This window comes from Corynebacterium sp. LK2537, assembly GCF_040946485.1.
Taxonomy (GTDB): domain Bacteria; phylum Actinomycetota; class Actinomycetes; order Mycobacteriales; family Mycobacteriaceae; genus Corynebacterium.
Genome location: NZ_JAYWLQ010000001.1, coordinates 338,276 through 356,495, shown reverse-complemented (window position 1 = coordinate 356,495; position 18,220 = coordinate 338,276). Strand labels below are relative to the sequence as shown.

The window sequence follows — 18,220 nt, the reverse complement described above, 5'->3', positions numbered from 1 at the left end:
ACGTGCGGGCGCTGAAACAGTTGCGGACCTACGAGGTCGCGCTTTCCAAGGCGGGCCTGGGGCCGGTCGCGGGCGTGGACGAGGCCGGCCGCGGGGCGTGCTGCGGGCCGATTTCCATCGCCGCCTGCGTGCTGCCCGACAAAATCATCCCGGAGCTTGCCACCCTGACTGATTCCAAGAAGCTCACGCCGCGGGCGCGTGAGCGGCTCTATCCCATCATCCAAGACTGCGCCCGGGCCTTCGCCGTCGTGCACATCGGGCCCGCCGACATCGACCGCCGCGGCATCCAGCACGCCAATGTCTCCGGGATGCGGCGGGCGGTCGCGCGCCTGGACCTGCGGCCGGGCTATGTGCTTACCGATGCCCTGAAGGTGCCCGGCATGCCCTGCCCGCAGCTGCCGATGACCGGCGGCGACGCGGCGGCTCGGTGCATCGCGGCGGCGAGCGTGCTGGCCAAGGTCTCTAGGGACCGGCTGATGGCCGAACTCGACGAGCGCTACCCGGGCTACGGCCTGGCCGGGCACAAGGGCTACGGGACGGCGGCGCACACGCGCGCCATCGAAGAGCTGGGGGTGAACCCGCAGCACCGCCTGAGCTATGCGAACGTCGCCGCCGCGCAGCGAAAATACCTGGGCGCGCCTTGACGTGTGCGGGCCGTGGGCAGAATATGCTGGGCGTTATTACCTGCCCACGCGCTAAGGAGGAAGACCAACGTGAGTGCCGAGGACCTGGACAACTACGAGGCTGAAGTCGAGCTGTCGCTCTACCGCGAGTACCGCGACGTGGTCAGCCAGTTTTCCTACGTGGTCGAGACGGAGCGACGCTTCTACCTGGCGAACGCGGTAGAGCTCATCCCGCACACCTCCGGTGCGGACGTCTACTACGAGGTGCGCATGTCGGACGCCTGGGTCTGGGACATGTACCGCGCGGCCCGCTTCGTGCGCTACGTCCGGGTGATCACCTACAAGGACGTCAACATCGAGGAGCTCGATAAGCCCGATTTCGTCCTGCCCGACTAGGGCTGCGGCATTATAGGCACTGGCGGGGCGGCGCGCAACTTGGAGCGCGCGGCGCCTGTGGATAACTCGGGGTGGAAAGCAGTTATCCACAATTTCGGCCCGCGCGGGCCCAACTGCCCTTGTGCGGGGGTTGACTGTGGCGGTGTGATGTGGGTGTGCCGGTCGGCACGCGTTTTAAGCCACAGATTTTTGGGGGAATTTCTACATGCACACCGCCTATACACGCAACCATGCCTTAGCCCGCCGCGGGGAAGCTTACGCGGCGCAGTTTTACCGCCGCCGCGGCGGCCAAGTCCTGGCCCACAACGTCCACTACGCGGTCGGGGAGATCGACCTTGTCGTGCTGGCGGGCGATACCGTCATCTTCGTTGAGGTCAAAACCCGCAGCCGGCGCGACTTCGGCGTCGCCGAGGCCGTGAGCCCGCGCAAGCTGGCGCGCCTGCGCAAGGCGGCGCGGCTCTGGCTGAAGGACAAGCCTTTCACGCAGGTGCGCTTCGACGTCGTGGCGCTGGTGACCTGCGGCGCAGGCTTCGAGCTCGAGCACTACCCGGGGGTCGATGATGGCGCTCGGTAAATGCTATACCACCGCCCTGGACGGGGTCTTGGCCAACGTGGTCACCGTCGAGGCCAATATCGGGGCCGGGCTGCCGGGCACCCACGTGGTGGGCCTGGCGGATGCCGCCATCACGGAATCGCGCGAGCGCATGCGCACCGCGGTGACCAACTCGCAGCTGCGCTGGCCCAAAACGAAGATCATCATCTCCATGTCGCCGGCGTCCATGCCGAAGTCCGGCTCCCACTTCGACCTGCCCATGGCGCTGGCCATCCTGGTCGCGGCGATGGGCCCGGAGGCGGACCTGGAAACGGGCATCGACGGCGCCAGCCCCGCGGGGCGCCTGGCCAGCTGCCTGGTGCTGGGCGAGCTGGGCCTGGACGGGACCGTGCGCGGGGTGCCCGGGGTCATCCCGGCGCTGCTGTCGGCGCGCAAGCACGGCTACCGCACGGTGCTCATCCCGCCGGACAACGCCGCGGAGGCCGCGCTGATTTCCGACATGAACGTGCTGGTAGCGCCGACGCTCGAGCGGGCGCTGGCGTGGGTCTGCGGGGCGACGCCGCTGCAGTCGGCCGCCGCGGCGGCCGGGCCGGGCGCGCACGCACAGGCGCCGCGCACGCCGCTGGATTTCCGGGACGTGGCCGGCCAGGCGCCGGCGAAGAAGGCCGCGGAGATCGCGGCGGCCGGCGGCCACCACCTGATGATGGTCGGCCCGCCCGGCTCCGGAAAGTCCATGATTGCGGCGCGCCTGCCCAGCATCCTGCCGGCGCTCAGCACCGACGAATCCGTCGAGACCACCGCCGTCCACTCGCTGGCGGGCTCGGCGGGCACGGTCATCGGGCACGCGCCGTTTATCGCCCCGCACTCGTCGATTACGCGGGCGGGCCTGCTCGGCGGCGGGGGAGCACGCGTGCGGCCGGGCGCGGTCAGCCTGGCCCACAACGGGGTGCTCTTCCTCGACGAGGTCTCCGAAATCCCCGCCGCCTTCCTGGACGGGCTGCGCGCGCCGCTGGAGGAGGGCATCGTGCGCGTGGCCCGGGCGCGCCGGGAGGTCAGCTTCCCCGCGCGCTTCCAGCTGGTCATGGCCGCCAACCCGTGCCGCTGCGGGGCCGACCAGGCCTCCCGCTGCCGGTGCCGCTCCGCCGACCGGCAGAACTACCTGCGCAACATCTCCGGCCCGCTGCGCGACCGACTGGATATCATCCTGAGCCTGAGCGCCCAGGGGGCGGTCATCGGCAGCGCGGACGAGGAGCCCTCGGCCGTCATTGCTGAGCGGGTGGCCGCGGCCCGGGAGCGTTCCGCGGCCCGGTGGCGAAGCGCCGGCCTGGATGCCCGCACCAACGCCGCGGTGCCGACGTTTTGGATGCGGCGGGAATACCCGGCGACCGAAGACGCGATGGAAACGCTCAAGGCCCTGCTGCTGATGGGGGATATCACGCAGCGCGGCATCGATAGGGCGCTGAAGGTGGCCTGGACGCTCGCGGACCTGGCAGGCCTCAAGCAGCCGGACCTGGACTTGGTCTCGCAGGCGCTGGAACTGCGGCAGGACTCGACGCTCTAATCCAGAAACGGAACAACTACAGGGGGAGGAAAACTTTTATGTCCGAATTTCACTTGCGCACCGAGCTCGACGCCTGGGTTTACCTGAACCGGGTGGTAGAGGGCCCGTCGTGGCACCTGGCCGCGCTGCTGGCCGAGTACCCGGTCGACGAGGTCGCCCACGGCGTCTACCACGCCCGGGACTGGGTAGGCCCGCTGCTGCGCCAGACCGCCAGCCGGCGCGATTGGCTGCGCCAGGACGAGGACCTAGCGGCCGCCCGTAGCGTCGGCGCCCGGCTGATAACACCCGGGGACCCGGAATGGCCCCGCGATGAGTTCGCGAGAGCCTTCGGCTTTTTCGGCCAAGCGGCGGGGGAGGCCCCGGCCAGCTTCGACGCGGAGGCTGTGGCTCCGCACTCGCTGTGGGTACGCGGCGGCAGCCTGCGGCAGGCCGTGCAAGAATCCGTGGCCTTAGTTGGCACCCGGGCGATGAGCCGGTATGGCTACGAGGCGACGCAGCTTTTGGCCCGCGACCTGTGCCAGCACCACGTCACGGTGGTCTCCGGCGGGGCGCTCGGCATCGATACCACCGCCCACCAGCAGGCCCTCGACAGCGGCGGATTGACGGTGGCGGTGGCCGCGTGCGGCATCGATTACCCGTACCCGGCGCGCAACGAGCCGCTGTTTAACGCCATCGCCGCGCGCGGCGTCATGGTCAGCGAATACCCGCCGGGCACCACGCCGCAGCGCCACCGCTTCCTCACGCGTAACCGCCTGGTGGCCGCGCTGACCGCGGGGACCGTGGTGGTGGAGGCATCGTTTCGCTCCGGGGCGCTCAACACCGCCAACTGGGCGGAGGCGCTTGGCAAGGTCGTCATGGCCGTACCGGGGCCGATTACCGGGCGCGGATCCGTGGGCTGCCACCTGCGCATCCAGGAACAACGCGCCCAGCTGGTGGCGAACGCGGAGCAGATCCGGGAGCTTATCAGCCCGGTGGGCCAGGTGGACGCGGGCGAGCAGTTCGAGCTGGACTTCGCGGCCAGCCCCACCCAGCGCCTGTCGCGCAACGAGCTGCGCGTCTATGACGCCGTCCCGCCCAGCGACCGGGCCGAGGGAGCCCGCGCCCAGGACATCGCCCGCGAGGCTGGGATGCGGCTGCCGCTGGCCATCCACCTGCTGGTCGCGCTGGAAAAGCAGCAGCTGGTGCGCCGCCAGGGCAACCTGTGGGTCCGCGACGGTCTGGCAGACGGGTATTAGGAGCTTCCCGCAGGCCTGACCACCCGCGGACTAGACTGTGGGGCATGACTACCACGCCCCGCCCCGCCGGCCAGCTGGCCGAGGCGATCGAGGACTTCGCCGAGCACCAGCGGCTGGTCGAGGGCAAGTCGGCGGCGACCGTGCGCGGCTACCGTTCCGACTTGCTTGACCTGTCCCGGACGGTGGGCACCTTCGCGGAGTTTCGCCTCAACGCGCTGCGCGCGTGGCTGGCGGAGGCGGTCAGCCAGGGCAAGGCCCGCTCCACCCTGGCGCGGCGCACCGCGGCGGTGCGCGCCTTTTCCACGTGGGCGCAGCGCCAGGGCTACCTGGACGCCGACGTGGCCGCCCGGCTGGTCAGCCCCAAGGTGGACAAGCACCTGCCGACCGTGCTGGGCACGACCCAGGCCGGCGAGCTGGTCGGCAACGCGGTCTCCCACAACGAGGAGGAATTCGCCCGCGACAGCGCCATCCTGGAGCTTTTGTACGCGACCGGCATGCGCGTGGCGGAGCTGGCCGGGCTCGACTGCGACGACGTCGATCTCGCCCGGGGCACCGCCCGGGTCACGGGTAAGGGCAACAAGCAGCGGGTGGTGCCCTTCGGGCACGCGGCCGCCGATGCCCTGGCGCACTGGCTCGACGATGCCCGCCCCCGCATGGCCGCCGTCGAAGACGCCCTGTTCGTCGGTGTGCGGGGCAAGCGGATTGATGTGCGGCAGGTCCGGCGCATCGTCGAGCGCGCCGGGGCCGTGACCGGCACGCCGGATCTCTCCCCGCACGGGCTGCGGCACTCGGCGGCGACGCACTTGCTCGAGGGCGGGGCGGATCTGCGCGTGGTCCAGGAACTTTTAGGGCACTCCTCGCTGCAGACCACGCAGGTCTACACGCACGTCTCCGCGCAGCGCCTGCAGGAGGTCTACCGCCAGGCGCACCCGCGGGCGTAGAAAACCGGCCTAGGAGGTCGCGGATGCCAGCGGCTTGAGGCGGATGACCGGGCTGCCCAACAGGCTGAGTGGGTCGAGGTAGTCTTCCGCGCCGCGCCGGGCACCCCAGTGCAGGCCGGGCTTGTCGTCGTGCGGGTGGCCCAGCGTGCCGATGACCTGGCCGGCGGCGACGGCCTCGCCGCGGCTGACCCGGGCGTGGACGGGCTCGTAGGTGGTGCGGATGCCATTCGCGTGATCGATGGAGACCACCGGTTTTCCGGCAACCACCCCGGCGAAGGCGACGTGGCCGTCGTCGGCCGCGCGGACCGGGGAGCCAACCGTGAGCGCCAAGTCCACGCCGCGGTGGCCGGCGAGCCAGCGCTGCGCCGGCGGATCGAAGCCGCGCAGAACTTGGCCCGGGGTGGGGGAACCGGAGACGGGATCGACGTAGGCCACGGCGGCCGGGGGAGCGAGCAAGAACAGGAACAGGGTGGTCGAACAGCAGGCGGACAGGATACGGGGAACAATTCGTTTTAAAGTCATGCCTTCACTGTGACCGGGTGGTCGCCGTGGGGAAAGGGGCCGCAGCGCCGCCTGTGGATAACTCGCCGAAATCGGCCGAAGTGGTTGACTCGTCAACACGGGGTTATCCACAGGCACGCTTATGTTTTGGCGCGACCAGGTTTTGCGGCTATTATTGAGCGCAGCAGTATGTCTTGTGTGCGTGCCTGAGCTTTTTCATCTTTTCCACGCGCGCGGCGTGCTGACTACGCGCGGCGAAGCCGCTGCCTCCTGCTAGAAGGTGCGCAGCAGTCGCGGCCAACGCGGTCCCCGCGGTTAAAGCGAGGTGTTGGCCACGGCCTTCGTAGCCAGGGTGCGGGATAAAAACCCGCACGAATATTTTGTCCAAAACCAAAACCGAACTAGGAAAGCGAGCGAAACATGGCAGTCGTAACCATGCGCGAGCTCCTCGACGCTGGTGTGCACTTCGGCCACCAGACCCGTCGCTGGAATCCGAAAATGCGCCGTCACATCTTCACCGACCGTAACGGCATCTACATCATTGACCTGCAGCAGACCCTGACCTACATCGATGAGGCCTTCGAGTTCGTCAAGGAGACCGTCGCACACGGCGGCACCATTCTTTTCGTGGGCACCAAGAAGCAGGCTCAGGAAGCTGTCGCCGAAGAGGCCGAGCGCGTTGGTATGCCGTACGTCAACCACCGCTGGCTGGGCGGCATGCTCACCAACTTCCAGACCGTTGCCAAGCGTCTGAAGCGCATGAAGGAGCTTCAGGCCATGGACGCGGCTGAGGACGGCTACAAGGGCCGCACCAAGAAGGAAGTCCTGATGCTCAACCGCGAGCGCACCAAGCTGGAGCGCGTCCTGGGCGGCATCTCCGACATGACCAAGGCTCCGTCCGCACTGTGGATCGTGGACACCAACAAGGAGCACATCGCAGTCAAGGAAGCTCACAAGCTCAACATCCCGGTGGTTGCCATCCTGGATACCAACTGCGACCCGGACGACGTCGACTACCCGATCCCGGGCAACGACGACGCCATCCGCTCCACCAAGCTGCTGACCGGCATCGTTGCCACCGCAGTTGAGGAGGGCCGCAAGGCTCGCGAAGAGCGCCAGCTGGCCGCCGCTAAGGAAGCCGCCGGTGACTCCGCCTCCAAGGAGCAGCGCGACGCCGCTGAGGCCGCCGCCGCTTCCGACCCGGCTTCGGCTACCGAGGCTGAGCAGTCCCCGGACGACGCACTCAAGGTTGAGGGCGAGGTCCAGAAGCCGGAAGGCCAGCAGCCGGCCGGCAACTAAGCCCCTAAAAGGCTAATCCAACAGTTACCCCCGCGCCCCGCGGAAACGGTGGGCTCGGGGGTTTGCTGTAGCGTATGCTGGTGGACGCTTGCCTTGGCTAAAACACCACCCGCCGTGCGCGCGGTGAGCGTCGAGGCAAGCGGCATGAGCACTGAAGCTTTAGGACAAGCGGGCCCTAGTCCGGCTTGGGGAGTGTAAAAGGCCACCCTACGCCGGCGGCACCTGAGCTAATCGGCTACGCTTGTGCATCGAACATCGTTTTTTACACAAGGAGGATCGCCCGAATTATGGCGAACTACACTGCTGCAGACGTTAAGGCACTGCGCGAGGCAACCGGTTCCGGCATGCTCGACTGCAAGAAGGCACTCGAGGAAGCTGGCGGCGACTACGACAAGGCCGTCGAGCTGCTGCGCATCAAGGGCGCTAAGTCCGTCTCCAAGCGCGCAGACCGCGAAGCTACTGAGGGCCTCGTGGCCGTGTCCGGCAACACCATGGTCGAGATTAACTGCGAGACCGACTTCGTGGCGAAGAACGAGGACTTCAAGGCTTTCGCCGCCAAGATCGCCGAGGCTGCCGCTGCCGCAAAGGCTAACTCCACCGAGGAGCTCAACGCTGTCGAGATCGACGGCAAGGCTGTCTCCACCCTGATCGACGAAGAGTCCGCCAAGATCGGTGAGAAGCTGCAGGCTCGTCGCGCCGTGACCATCGAGGGCGACAACGTCGCTACCTACCTGCACCAGCGCTCCGCCGACCTGCCGCCGGCAGTGGGCGTGCTGGTTGCCTACGAGGGCAACGCCGAGGGCGCACACGCCGTCGCTCTGCAGATCGCCGCTATGAACGCTGAGTACCTGACCCGCGAGGAAGTTCCTTCCGAGATCGTGGAGAAGGAGCGCTCCATCGCGGAGGCCACCACCCGTGAGGAGGGCAAGCCGGAGGCTGCCCTGCCGAAGATCGTGGAAGGCCGCCTGAACGGCTTCTTCAAGTCCGTTGTCCTGCTGGAGCAGGCTTCGGTCTCCGACAACAAGAAGACCGTCAAGCAGGTCGCTGAGGAAGCCGGCACCACCATCACCGGCTTCGTCCGCTACGAGGTCGGCGCCTAATAAGGCCCCAGCCCTAGCGCACTAGGTGCGCGCGCTTTTGCCCCAGGCAAGCTCCTCCCACCCGGGAGAGCTTGCCTGGGGTTTGTCGTATCTTCGGGCAGGCCCGTGCGCGGCGGGGCGGGGCATGGGGAAGCAGGCCACTGGAGTGGGTAGAATGAATTCGACTCGCGTTTAGACGATAAGTCGAAACGAAAGAAACCTTGTTTTACGTTCCATGGCAAAGGAGACGACATGCCTGAAACCACCCCAGAAGGCACAAACAGGACCGGCTACAAGCGCGTAATGCTCAAGCTCGGCGGCGAGATGTTCGGCGGCGGCAAAGTGGGCATCGACCCGGACGTGGTCGAAAACGTGGCCCGGCAGATCGCTGAGGTGGCGAACAACGGCACGGAGATCGCCGTCGTCATCGGCGGCGGCAACTTCTTCCGCGGCGCCGAGCTGTCCCAGCGCGGTATGGACCGCGCCCGCTCCGACTACATGGGCATGCTGGGCACCGTGATGAACTCGCTGGCGCTGCAGGACTTCCTGAAGCAGCTGGGTGTCGACTGCCGCGTGCAGACCTCCATCAACATGGCGCAGATCGCGGAGCCCTACCTGCCGCTGCGCGCCGAGCGCCACCTGGAAAAGGGCCGCGTGGTCATCTTCGGCGCCGGCATGGGCATGCCATACTTCTCCACGGACACCACGGCGGCGCAGCGCGCGCTGGAGATTGGCGCGGAGGTCCTCTTCCTCGCTAAGGCTGTCGACGGCGTCTACTCCGACGACCCGCGCACCAACCCCGACGCGGAGCTCTACAGCGAGATCACCCCGAAGGAAGTCATCGAAAAGGGCCTCAAGGTCGCGGACGCGACCGCCTTCAGCCTGTGCATGGACAACAACATGCCGATCCTGGTCTTCAACCTGCTAGAGGAGGGCAACATCGCCCGCGCCGTGGCGGGCGAACAGATCGGCACTCTGGTCCAGTCCTAATAGCAAAAGAAGCGCTAAACCTGCTAGGGTTTTTCCCAGCTAGTTTCGATATTTCAAGGGAGAAACGTTAACTCATGATCGACGATATTCAACTCAGTGCGGAAGAGCACATGGCCGCCTCGGTGGAGCACACCCGCGAGCAGCTGGTGACCATCCGAACCGGCCGCGCTAACCCGGCCATGTTTAACGGTCTGGTCGCGGAGTACTACGGCGCCCCGACGCCCATCACCCAGATGGCTACCGTGTCGGTCCCGGAGCCGCGCATGCTGCTCATCAAGCCCTACGAGCAGTCCATGATTGGCGAGATCGAAAACGCCATCCGCAACTCCGACCTGGGCGTTAACCCCACTAACGACGGCCACGTGCTGCGCGTTACCGTGCCGCAGCTGACCGAGGAGCGTCGTAAGGAAATGGTCAAGCTGGCCAAGTCCAAGGGTGAGGACGGCAAGATCGCCATCCGTAACATCCGCCGGAAGGCCATGGAGTCGCTGAAGAAGCTGCAGAAGGACGGCGACGCCGGCGAGGACGAGGTCGTGGCCGCCGAGAAGGAGATGGAAAAGATCACCTCCGGCTACATCGAGCAGGTCGATCAGCTCGTCGACAACAAGGAAAACGAGTTGATGGAGGTCTAGCCTCCGCTCGAACGAGATGAGTAGGGTGCCGCCGCGTCACGCAATAGCCTGCCGCGGGGGCCAAGTTTTATTGCCCTTTCGATACTTCTTTGCCGATTGAAGGAATGCCAGTGACCAATCCCGCTTCGTCCGATCCCGCGCCCGCCCAGGCGGCGCCTGCTCGGCGCCACCTGCCGAAGCCGAAGAACGGCGCGGGACGCAACCTCTCGGCCGCCATCGGCGTGGGGGTCGCCCTCGGGGCGTTGGTTATCTTCGCGGTGTGGGTTGGCCCGCTCGCGTGGTACCCGGTGGTCTCCGTCGCCGTCGGCGTGGCCATGTGGGAGGTGCTTACCCGCCTGCGGGAGCATTCCTACCACCTGCCGCGCACGCTGATGATCATCGGCGGGCAGGCCATGGTCTGGATTTCCTGGCTCGCGGAGGCCGGCGGTTTGGTGGCGGTCTACGTGACCGCGGTGCTGGCGCTGATGTTCGGCCGTCTGTTTCACAACGGTCGGCACCGACCGCCGATCCACTACATGCGGGACATGTCGGTCGGCATCTTCGTGCTGACCTGGATCCCCCTCTTCGGCACCTTTGCCGCCATGCTCTCGCGGGTGGAAACCCCGCTGGCCAGCGGCTCGGCCTCCATTTTGACCTTCATGTTGTGCGTGGTGGCCTCGGATACCGGCGGCTATATCGCGGGCGTGATGTTCGGTTCGCACCCGATGGCCCCGGCCGTAAGCCCCAAAAAGTCCTGGGAAGGATTCGCCGGTTCCATCCTGTTCGGCACCGTCGCCGGTGCCCTGAGCGTGAAATTCTTGCTCCACACCGACGCCTGGATCGGCGCGATCATGGGCGTGGGGCTGGTCTTCTGCGCGACCCTGGGCGACCTGGTGGAGTCCCAGTTCAAGCGCGAGCTGGGCATCAAGGACATGTCCGCCATCCTGCCCGGCCACGGCGGCCTGATGGACCGGCTCGACGGCATGCTGCCGTCCGCCATGGTCACCTGGGTCGCGATGTCCTACCTGGCGACCTAGCGGCCGGCGCGCTTGACCTGGCGGCGCAGCTCGAACATGCGCCAGCCGCCGACGCACGCCATAATCAGCGCGCCGGCGATAGCAAACAACAAGAAGGCGATGCCGGCGGGGAAGTCACCGCTCCAGCCCAGGAAGTTGACCGGCACGGACTGCTGGTTCTGCATGATGAAGACGATGAGCAGGATAAGCAACAGGAAGCCGATGATGAGAGCCACCCAGGTGGAGGCGGCGAAGGAACCGGAGACCTTGCCCTTGCCCTGCGGCTTCTCGTCGGTGGCCGGGGTGGTCTCCAGGGCGCCGGAGTCGGCACCTCCTCCGGTGGTGGCGGGGGACTGGGGGTGCGTCGAGCCGGCGCCATCGTAGGCGTCGGTGTAATCCGGTTCTGCGTTTCGGGAATGTGTCATATAAATATTTAAACGTGTCGCGGGTTGGTTGCGCCACTTCTGGGCCGCGTGGGCGCCGTTAGATTGGGCACTTGGCCCGCAGACGTGCCAAAATGGGAGGCATTATGGCACAGTCTGTGAAACTTAACTTCTCGGCCCCGCGGCGTGGTCTGCCGCCGAAGCACTTCGCCGACCTTTCCCACGAAGAACGCGTAGCCAAGCTCGCGGAACTCGGCCTGCCGAAGTTCCGCGCGAAGCAGCTGGCCCAGCACTACTACGTCCACTACACCAACAACGTCGAGGACATGACCGACGTCCCGGCTAGCGCCCGCCAGGACATCCAGGACGCGCTCTTCCCGGAGCTGATGACCCCGATCAAGCACTCGGGCACGGACGACGGGGAGACCACCAAGTCCCTGTGGCGCCTGCACGACGGGACCCTGCTGGAGTCGGTACTGATGCGCTACCCGGGGCGCGCGACCCTGTGCATCTCCTCCCAAGCCGGCTGCGGCATGGCCTGCCCGTTCTGCGCGACCGGCCAGGGCGGGCTGGACCGCAACCTGTCCACCGCGGAGATCGTCGAGCAGGTCCGTAACGCGGCGAAGGAGATGGCCGCGGAGGGTGGCCGCCTGTCCAACATCGTCTTTATGGGCATGGGGGAGCCGCTGGCCAACTACAAGCGCGTCGTGCAGGCGGTGCGCCAGATCACCGCGCCCGCGCCCTTCGGCTTCGGCATGTCCATGCGCAACGTGACCGTCTCCACCGTCGGCGTGGCCCCGGCCATCCGCAAGCTGGCGGACGAGGACCTCTCCTGCACCCTGGCCGTCTCCCTGCACACCCCGGACGACGAGCTGCGCGACACCCTGGTGCCGATCAACAACCGCTGGTCGGTCGAGGAAGTCTTGGACGCCGCGCGCTACTACGTGGAAAAGACCTCGCGGCGCGTGTCCATCGAGTACGCGCTCATCCGCGACAAGAACGACCAGGACTTCCGCGCCGACATGCTGGGGCGCAAGCTGCACCAGGCGTTGGGCTCCAAGGTCCACGTCAACGTCATCCCGCTGAATCCGACGCCGGGCTCGGAGTGGGACGCGGCCCCGAAGGCGCGCCAGGACGAGTTCGTCCGCCGCGTCCAGGCCCAGGGCGTGCCGTGCACGGTGCGCGACACCAAGGGCCAGGAAATCGCCGCGGCCTGCGGCCAGCTGGCCGCCGAGGAGCGGGACGAGGATTCCGCCGACGCCAAGGAGCCCGCCGGCGTTTAGTTTTAGCCGGCGGGCGGGATAGCCAGCTGATAATCTGGCGGGCATGACGCAGCCCAACTTTCCCCAGCTCGCCGCTGATCCGACCACTCAGGCCTTCGCGGTGCGGGGCCTGAGTAAAGCTTTTTCCGGCACCCCGGCCGTGGACAACCTCAGCCTGGACATCCCGCGCGGTTCGCTTTACGGCATCGTGGGCCCCAACGGCGCCGGCAAGACCACCATGCTGACCATGGCCTGCGGGCTCGTGCGGCCCGACGCCGGGCAGGCCTACCTGGCCGGCCACGACGTGTGGACCGAGCACAACCAAGCGGTCGCCCGCGTCGGGCTGCTCATGGACGGCGCCCCGGTTTTTGATCGCCTGAGCGGTCCGGAGTACCTCTACTACCTGGGCGCGCTGCGGGGGATGGACGAATCCGTGGTGGCCAGCCGCTCCGAGGAGCTGCTAGCGGCGCTGCAGCTTGCCGATGCCGGCTCCAAGTACATCGCGGACTATTCGGCCGGCATGACCAAGAAGATCCTGCTGGCCGGCGCCCTGCTGCACGCCCCGGACGTGCTGGTGCTAGACGAGCCCCTGGAGGCGGTGGATCCGGTCTCCGGCCGGCTTATCCAGTCGATCCTGGGGGAGTTCGTCGCCGGCGGCAAGACCGTGATTTTGTCCTCCCACGTGATGGAGCTGGTCGAGGGGCTCTGCGATCACGTCGCGGTGATCCACCGCGGGCGGGTGGCCACCTGCGGCCACGTCGATAACGTGCGCCAGGGCCGCAGCCTGACCGACCTGTTCATCGAGCTGACCGGCGGCGGCTCCCTGGCCGAGGGCTCCCTGGGCTGGCTGCGGGGTGGCCGCGATGACTAAGAAATCGGTGCCCGCCACGCTGTTTTCCCTGCACCGCACGCTGTGGACGCGCAGCTTTAAGTCCAACCCGTCCCAGACCTGGCTGGTGGCGCTTTTCGCCCTCTACGCGCTCATTGGCCTGGCCAGCGTGACCCTGAACGTCGGCCTGGAGGTCTCCGAAGGGCCGGGGCGTTTCCACGCCCTGACCGGTGCCGTCGCCCTGGGCACGGCGGCGCTGATCGTCATCAGCATCTTCATGCCCGCCGGGGAGCGGCAGGTCGGTCCGCTGGATCTGCGCGGCCTGCCCATCGACGCCGCCACGGCCGAGCGCGGGCTCGCGCGGGTGGCGCTGTGGTCCAGCCGCGTCTTCATCGCCGCTGCGGTCACGCTCATCTTCGCGGCGGCCGGATCCCTCATCCTGGCGGCAAACGGCGCCGCCTCGATGATCGTGGTCTTCGTCCTGGGCCAGGTCTTCTCGCTCGCGCTGGCGGTGGTGTGGACCGAGGTCATCGCGGGCGCAGCGCAGCTGGTGGTCAAGGAGATGGGGGCCAGCAAGTCGCGGACGTCGATGATTTCCGGACTCGGCTTCGTGCTGGTTATTTTCGGCTTCGTCGCCGTCCAAAACCTGAGCGTCGACGGCCTGCCCATCGTCGGCTTCGGCGAGGTCGCCGCCTGGACGCCGTTGGGCGCCGGCATGGGCTGGGCGGCATCGATAGCCAACGGGCAGTGGGCGCAGGCTTTAGGCCAGCTGCTGGCCGCCGTGGCCTTTTTGGCCTTGGGGCTGTGGCTGTGGCGCCGGCAGACCGCCCGCGGCGTCCGCCAGGCCTACGAGTCGGCACCCCAGGCCTCGGAAGGCACGCGGGCCCAGGGCGTGGGCGCCCTGCGGCTTCCGGGCCTGCCCTATGCCAGCCCGGCGGCGATGGAATACAAGCGCGTGCTCCGGTACTTTATCCGCGATACGCGGCTGTCGTCCACGCTTCTGCTCCTGCCGGTAATGATCATCTTCGCCGTCGTGATGAGCCTCGGCGGCCGCGGGGTGGAAGGGTTGTTCTTCCTGGCCTTTACGGGGGTCTTGGGCGGGATCAGCGCCTCCAACGATTTCGGCTACGCCGGGCCCAGCAACTGGGTGACCATGATGACGCCGCTGCGCCCGCGGGTCTTCCTCTACGCCCGCCACCTGGCCATGATCACCCCGGGCGTTATCGCGGCGGTCGTCCTCTTCGTCATCTTGCTTATCATTCAGCCCGATCCTTCGCTGACCGCGCTCGTGGGCGTGGCCACCCTCGGCCTGCTGCTGTCGGCCTGCGGGCTGTCCATGGTGATGACCACCTTCAACCCGTATCCCATGTCCGCGCCCGGGGCGAACCCCTGGACGGACAAGTCCGGCATGCAGGCCGCGGCGTTTATTAGCGCCTTCGTCGTACTGCTGGCCGGCTGGCTGCCGATCGCCCCCGGCGCCGTCCTGATGACCATCGGGGTGAGCCAGTCCTCGGCCCTGCTCACCGGCCTGGGCGTGCTGGTTACCGTGGCCCTGCCCGCGGCGATTTACGCGACGGCCTGGGTACTCTGCGGCAAGCGCGTGGATAAGCAGATGCCGGAGATCTACGCCAAGGTTGGCACCTACGTGAAGTAGCGCGGCGAAGGGCCACCTGCCGTGGATACGAAAAAGCCGCCGGCCCCGGGAAGGGGACTGGCGGCTTTAGTCTTGCGCGGTTAAGTGCTTTTTAGCGCTCAACCTGGGCGGTCGGAACGGCCTTGCCGGTGGCCTCGACGGCCTCGCCGACGCGCAGGTGGGACACGCGAGAGGGCTCGATGTTCAGGGCGCGCAGCTGGGAGTCGGTCAGCTCGGCGTAGGGGCCGCCGAGGGTCTTTTGCTCGTAGGTCCAGTCCAGCTCCTGGTAGCCCTCCGGCTGGTTGCGGGCGGTGATGGTGCGCACCTGCTTCATCTTCGGCTGGAAGAGGTCGATGATGAGGCCGATGGCGATCAGCGCGGCGAAGAGGAAGAGGTAGATGGTCTCCACGTGGCCGTGGTGGTTACCGAAGTTGTAGCCCAGCAGGATCAGGACGGTGATCCAGCCGGCGACCTGAACACCGGTATGCGGGGTCCGGGACCAGCCGAACTCTGCCGAGGGGACGTCATCGGTGGAAACTCCGCCGTGGACCTCAGGAACCAACTTGTGGGAAGACACGTGCACTCCTTTTGCGTGTGCGCCTTAAGCCCACGCCCCAGGCCGGGGCGCGGCACGGCGCTATAGGCCAACTATCTGGGCCCTATTTTAGAACATTGACGCGGGCCCGTGCGATCGAACACCCCCGCCGCGCGGGGGCGGGGAAGCTACTACTCTAGGACGGGTGAGTATTAAGCGCGTTCTGATCCTGGGATCTACCGGCTCTATCGGTACCCAAGCAGTGGAAGTCATCCGGGCCAACCCCGAGAAATTCGCGGTCGTGGGCATCGCCGCCGGAGGCCGTGACCCGCAAGCCATCATCGAACAGGCCCGGCAACTCAACCTTTCGGCTAACCACGTCGCGGTGGCCAACACCGAAGCGGCCGCGGAGGTCTCGGCGGCGCTGGGCGGGCAGGTCATCGCCGGCCCGGACTCCGCGGAGGAGCTCACCCGGGCAGTCGCCGCGGATACGGTGCTCAACGCCTTGGTCGGTTCGCTCGGGCTCAAGGCCACCCTGGCTGCCATTGAGACCGGCGCTTACCTCGCGCTGGCCAACAAGGAGTCCCTGGTCGCCGGCGGCGCCCTGGTCACCAACGCCGCCCGCGAGGGGCAAATCGTGCCGGTGGATTCGGAGCACTCCGCCATGGCCCAGGCGCTGCTGGCGGGTCGGCGCGGCGAGCTGCGCTCGCTGGTGCTGACCGCCTCGGGCGGGCCGTTCCGGGGCTGGACCCGCGAGCAGATGTGGGAGGTGACCCCGCAGCAGGCCGCCCAGCACCCGACGTGGTCGATGGGGCAGATGAACACCCTGAACTCGGCCACGCTCATCAACAAGGGGCTGGAGCTTATCGAGGCGACGTTGCTCTTCGACGTGCCCGCCGCCGACATCGAGGTGACCGTGCACCCGCAGTCCATCGTGCACTCGATGGCCACCTTCGTCGACGGCTGCACCATGGCGCAGGCCTCCCCGCCGTCGATGAAGCTGCCGATCTCCCTCGCCCTCGACTGGCCGAACCGCGTGCCGGATGCGGCCCCGGCGCTGGACTTTAGCAACGCCTACACGTGGGAATTCGAGCCGCTCGACGACGAGTCCTTCCCCGCGGTGCAGCTGGCCCGCCAAGTGGCGACCACCGGCGGCAGCCACCCGGCGGTATATAACGCGGCGAACGAGGAAGCGGCCGCGGCCTTCTTGGCCGGGCGGATTCACTTCCCGCGCATCGTGGACATCGTGGGCGAAGTGGTAGGTGACTGCGCGGGTTATGCTGGTGTACCCTCAAGCGTCGACGACGTCCTCGCGGTCGAGCGTGAGGCCCGCGCCCGCGCGAACGAGCGCGTGGATTACTACGCCCGCTAGCCAGCTAGAAAGCAGTACTGTTAATGGCCAACATCTTGGGGATAGTCCTGTTCGCCTTGGGCATCGGGATTACCATCGCCCTGCACGAGGCGGGGCATATGCTCACCGCCCGCGCCTTCGGGATGCGGGTGCGGCGCTATTTCATCGGCTTCGGGCCCAAGATTGTGGGCTTTACCCGCGGGCATACCGAATACGGGCTGGCCGTCCTGCCGGTCGGCGGTTTCTGCGATATTGCGGGCATGACCCCGCAGGACGAATTCCTCACCGAGGAGGAAAAGCCCCATGCAATGTACACCAAGCCGTGGTGGCAGCGCATCGCGGTGCTCAGCGGCGGCGTGGCCGTGAACCTGGTCCTGGGCTTTTTGATCCTCTTCATCGTCGCCCAGACCGCGGGCCTGCCGGATCCGAAGGCGGACTACCGCCCGCGCGTGGGCGAGACCGTCTGTAGTGCGGACGCGGATGCCGCCGGGAATATCCAGCCGTGCCAGGGGGATGGCCCCGCGGCCGCGGCCGGGGTGCGCCCGGGCGACGTCATCCTGACCCTGAACGGGGAAGAGGTACCGGATTTCACGGCCCTGCGCGACGAGGTCCTCCAGCTGCCGGGCGAGACCGTCGAGCTGGGCATCGAGCGCGACGGCCAGGCCCGCACCGTCGAGGTGGCACTCGACACCGTCCTGCGCCCGAACCCGCAGGGCGAGCTGGTCGAGGCCGGGTCTATCGGGCTGGTCAACCAGCCGCTGGACACGGTCCGGCAGTACGGCTTCTGGGAGGCGTGGCCGGCCACCTGGCACTACTCCTGGAACATGCTGGAGGCGACCGTCGAGGGCATCAAGCAATTCCCGGCGAAAATCCCGGGAGTGGTGGCCTCCATCTTCGGCGCCGAGCGCGACGAGCAGGGCCCGATGTCGGTCGTGGGCGCCTCCCGCGTGGGCGGTGAGCTGGTGGAAAACGACCTGTGGGCGGCGTTTTTCATGATGCTGGCGACGCTGAACTTCTTCCTGGCCTTGTTCAATCTCATACCGCTCCCGCCGTTTGACGGCGGCCACATCGCGGTCGTCATCTACGAAAAGATCCGCGACTTCTTCCGGCGTTTGGCCGGCAAGCAACCCGCTGGCCCGGCGGACTACACCAAGCTCATGCCCGTGACTTATGCGATCGCGGCGGCGCTGCTCGCCGTGGGTCTGGTCATTATCGTCGCGGACGTGGTCAACCCCATCCGGCTCTTCGGCTGACCGGACCGCCCCAGCGCAGGCGTCGGAGCGCGCCCGGCAGTGCTAAAGTGGGGGCGTTATCGGTAGTACCGCACAACCTGTCCCTACTTTTCCTTCGCAAGTGCCGGCCCGCAGCGGGCGGGCACCCGCGGAGGGGCGAGGACAGGCCGGCAAATCAGACAAGCAAGGA

At 67.3% G+C, this 18,220-nt stretch carries 19 protein-coding genes; 16 read left to right on the top strand and 3 right to left on the bottom strand.

The window, feature by feature from the left end; translation table 11 throughout:
* The first annotated feature begins 2 nt into the window (after positions 1–2).
* The 6 genes from VVS03_RS01705 (at position 3) to VVS03_RS01680 (ending at position 5,309) form a co-directional block, all read left to right on the top strand.
* Positions 3–644 (top strand): ribonuclease HII, encoded by a 642-nt coding sequence (locus tag VVS03_RS01705; RefSeq protein ID WP_368533877.1) that lies wholly within the window; start codon positions 3–5, stop codon positions 642–644.
* Between the two features lie 69 nt (positions 645–713).
* Complete coding sequence (locus VVS03_RS01700; RefSeq protein WP_070768865.1) at positions 714–1,019, top strand: DUF2469 domain-containing protein; 306 nt, start codon at positions 714–716, stop codon at positions 1,017–1,019.
* Between the two features lie 205 nt (positions 1,020–1,224).
* Complete coding sequence (locus VVS03_RS01695; RefSeq protein ID WP_368519109.1) at positions 1,225–1,593, top strand: YraN family protein; 369 nt, start codon at positions 1,225–1,227, stop codon at positions 1,591–1,593.
* Entirely contained in the window at positions 1,580–3,133 is a 1,554-nt protein-coding gene (locus VVS03_RS01690) for a YifB family Mg chelatase-like AAA ATPase (protein WP_368534056.1), read from the top strand. The genes VVS03_RS01695 and VVS03_RS01690 overlap by 14 nt, the downstream gene beginning before the upstream one ends.
* Before the next feature lie 38 nt (positions 3,134–3,171).
* Positions 3,172–4,368, top strand: coding sequence for a DNA-processing protein DprA (dprA, locus tag VVS03_RS01685; RefSeq protein WP_368533878.1), 1,197 nt, complete (start codon positions 3,172–3,174; stop codon positions 4,366–4,368).
* Positions 4,369–4,412: 44 nt separating this feature from the next.
* Positions 4,413–5,309, top strand: a complete 897-nt coding sequence (locus tag VVS03_RS01680) for a tyrosine recombinase XerC (protein WP_368521234.1) — start codon at positions 4,413–4,415, stop codon at positions 5,307–5,309.
* A gap of 9 nt (positions 5,310–5,318) precedes the next feature.
* Here the strand turns inward: VVS03_RS01680 and VVS03_RS01675 are convergent, their stop codons facing one another.
* Positions 5,319–5,831, bottom strand: coding sequence for a M23 family metallopeptidase (locus tag VVS03_RS01675; protein WP_368533879.1), 513 nt, complete (start codon positions 5,829–5,831; stop codon positions 5,319–5,321).
* Between the two features lie 399 nt (positions 5,832–6,230).
* Here VVS03_RS01675 and rpsB point away from each other — a divergent pair, with 399 nt between their 5' ends.
* From rpsB to VVS03_RS01650, 5 genes are all read left to right on the top strand, one after another.
* Complete coding sequence (gene rpsB / locus VVS03_RS01670; protein WP_368519113.1) at positions 6,231–7,109, top strand: 30S ribosomal protein S2; 879 nt, start codon at positions 6,231–6,233, stop codon at positions 7,107–7,109.
* A 287-nt stretch (positions 7,110–7,396) separates the two neighbouring features.
* Complete coding sequence (gene tsf, locus VVS03_RS01665; RefSeq protein WP_368533880.1) at positions 7,397–8,209, top strand: translation elongation factor Ts; 813 nt, start codon at positions 7,397–7,399, stop codon at positions 8,207–8,209.
* A gap of 231 nt (positions 8,210–8,440) precedes the next feature.
* Positions 8,441–9,178, top strand: coding sequence for a UMP kinase (gene pyrH, locus VVS03_RS01660; RefSeq protein WP_290222259.1), 738 nt, complete (start codon positions 8,441–8,443; stop codon positions 9,176–9,178).
* A gap of 74 nt (positions 9,179–9,252) precedes the next feature.
* Positions 9,253–9,810, top strand: coding sequence for a ribosome recycling factor (gene frr, locus VVS03_RS01655; RefSeq protein ID WP_368519115.1), 558 nt, complete (start codon positions 9,253–9,255; stop codon positions 9,808–9,810).
* Positions 9,811–9,914: 104 nt separating this feature from the next.
* Positions 9,915–10,826 carry a phosphatidate cytidylyltransferase gene (locus VVS03_RS01650; RefSeq protein WP_409338161.1) on the top strand — a complete coding sequence of 304 codons (912 nt, stop codon included), beginning with the start codon at positions 9,915–9,917 and terminating at the stop codon, positions 10,824–10,826.
* Here VVS03_RS01650 and VVS03_RS01645 read toward each other — a convergent pair.
* Positions 10,823–11,230 carry a lipopolysaccharide assembly LapA domain-containing protein gene (locus VVS03_RS01645; protein WP_368533881.1) on the bottom strand — a complete coding sequence of 136 codons (408 nt, stop codon included), beginning with the start codon at positions 11,228–11,230 and terminating at the stop codon, positions 10,823–10,825. The genes VVS03_RS01650 and VVS03_RS01645 overlap by 4 nt on opposite strands.
* 104 nt (positions 11,231–11,334) lie before the next feature.
* Between VVS03_RS01645 and rlmN the strand changes: the two genes are divergently transcribed.
* The 3 genes from rlmN to VVS03_RS01630 are packed head-to-tail and all read left to right on the top strand — an operon-like array spanning position 11,335 to position 14,933.
* Positions 11,335–12,471: a 23S rRNA (adenine(2503)-C(2))-methyltransferase RlmN gene (gene rlmN, locus VVS03_RS01640; RefSeq protein WP_368519118.1), complete on the top strand. Its 1,137-nt coding sequence runs from the start codon at positions 11,335–11,337 to the stop codon at positions 12,469–12,471.
* A gap of 43 nt (positions 12,472–12,514) precedes the next feature.
* On the top strand, positions 12,515–13,321 hold the full coding sequence (locus VVS03_RS01635; RefSeq protein ID WP_368533882.1) for an ABC transporter ATP-binding protein: 807 nt from the start codon (positions 12,515–12,517) through the stop codon (positions 13,319–13,321).
* Positions 13,314–14,933 (top strand): hypothetical protein, encoded by a 1,620-nt coding sequence (locus VVS03_RS01630; RefSeq protein WP_368519120.1) that lies wholly within the window; start codon positions 13,314–13,316, stop codon positions 14,931–14,933. The genes VVS03_RS01635 and VVS03_RS01630 overlap by 8 nt, the downstream gene beginning before the upstream one ends.
* Before the next feature lie 91 nt (positions 14,934–15,024).
* Here VVS03_RS01630 and VVS03_RS01625 read toward each other — a convergent pair whose 3' ends face one another.
* Positions 15,025–15,489: a DUF2631 domain-containing protein gene (locus tag VVS03_RS01625; protein WP_368519121.1), complete on the bottom strand. Its 465-nt coding sequence runs from the start codon at positions 15,487–15,489 to the stop codon at positions 15,025–15,027.
* Positions 15,490–15,652: 163 nt separating this feature from the next.
* On the opposite strand from VVS03_RS01625, the gene dxr reads away from it, so the two are divergent.
* Complete coding sequence (gene dxr, locus VVS03_RS01620; RefSeq protein WP_368519122.1) at positions 15,653–16,819, top strand: 1-deoxy-D-xylulose-5-phosphate reductoisomerase; 1,167 nt, start codon at positions 15,653–15,655, stop codon at positions 16,817–16,819.
* A gap of 23 nt (positions 16,820–16,842) precedes the next feature.
* Positions 16,843–18,051, top strand: a complete 1,209-nt coding sequence (locus tag VVS03_RS01615) for an RIP metalloprotease (protein ID WP_368533883.1) — start codon at positions 16,843–16,845, stop codon at positions 18,049–18,051.
* Positions 18,052–18,220: the final 169 nt, after the last annotated feature.

Coding starts and splice junctions, on each gene's coding strand:
- VVS03_RS01680 (WP_368521234.1), top strand. CDS start 4,413: ATGACTACCACGCCCCGCCCCGCCGGCCAGCTGGCCGAGGCGATCGAG.
- VVS03_RS01635 (WP_368533882.1), top strand. CDS start 12,515: ATGACGCAGCCCAACTTTCCCCAGCTCGCCGCTGATCCGACCACTCAG.
- VVS03_RS01650 (WP_409338161.1), top strand. CDS start 9,915: ATGCCAGTGACCAATCCCGCTTCGTCCGATCCCGCGCCCGCCCAGGCG.
- VVS03_RS01695 (WP_368519109.1), top strand. CDS start 1,225: ATGCACACCGCCTATACACGCAACCATGCCTTAGCCCGCCGCGGGGAA.
- VVS03_RS01630 (WP_368519120.1), top strand. CDS start 13,314: ATGACTAAGAAATCGGTGCCCGCCACGCTGTTTTCCCTGCACCGCACG.
- VVS03_RS01615 (WP_368533883.1), top strand. CDS start 16,843: ATGGCCAACATCTTGGGGATAGTCCTGTTCGCCTTGGGCATCGGGATT.
- frr (WP_368519115.1), top strand. CDS start 9,253: ATGATCGACGATATTCAACTCAGTGCGGAAGAGCACATGGCCGCCTCG.
- rpsB (WP_368519113.1), top strand. CDS start 6,231: ATGGCAGTCGTAACCATGCGCGAGCTCCTCGACGCTGGTGTGCACTTC.
- VVS03_RS01645 (WP_368533881.1), bottom strand. CDS start 11,230: ATGACACATTCCCGAAACGCAGAACCGGATTACACCGACGCCTACGAT.
- tsf (WP_368533880.1), top strand. CDS start 7,397: ATGGCGAACTACACTGCTGCAGACGTTAAGGCACTGCGCGAGGCAACC.
- dprA (WP_368533878.1), top strand. CDS start 3,172: ATGTCCGAATTTCACTTGCGCACCGAGCTCGACGCCTGGGTTTACCTG.
- VVS03_RS01675 (WP_368533879.1), bottom strand. CDS start 5,831: ATGACTTTAAAACGAATTGTTCCCCGTATCCTGTCCGCCTGCTGTTCG.
- VVS03_RS01690 (WP_368534056.1), top strand. CDS start 1,580: ATGGCGCTCGGTAAATGCTATACCACCGCCCTGGACGGGGTCTTGGCC.
- rlmN (WP_368519118.1), top strand. CDS start 11,335: ATGGCACAGTCTGTGAAACTTAACTTCTCGGCCCCGCGGCGTGGTCTG.
- pyrH (WP_290222259.1), top strand. CDS start 8,441: ATGCCTGAAACCACCCCAGAAGGCACAAACAGGACCGGCTACAAGCGC.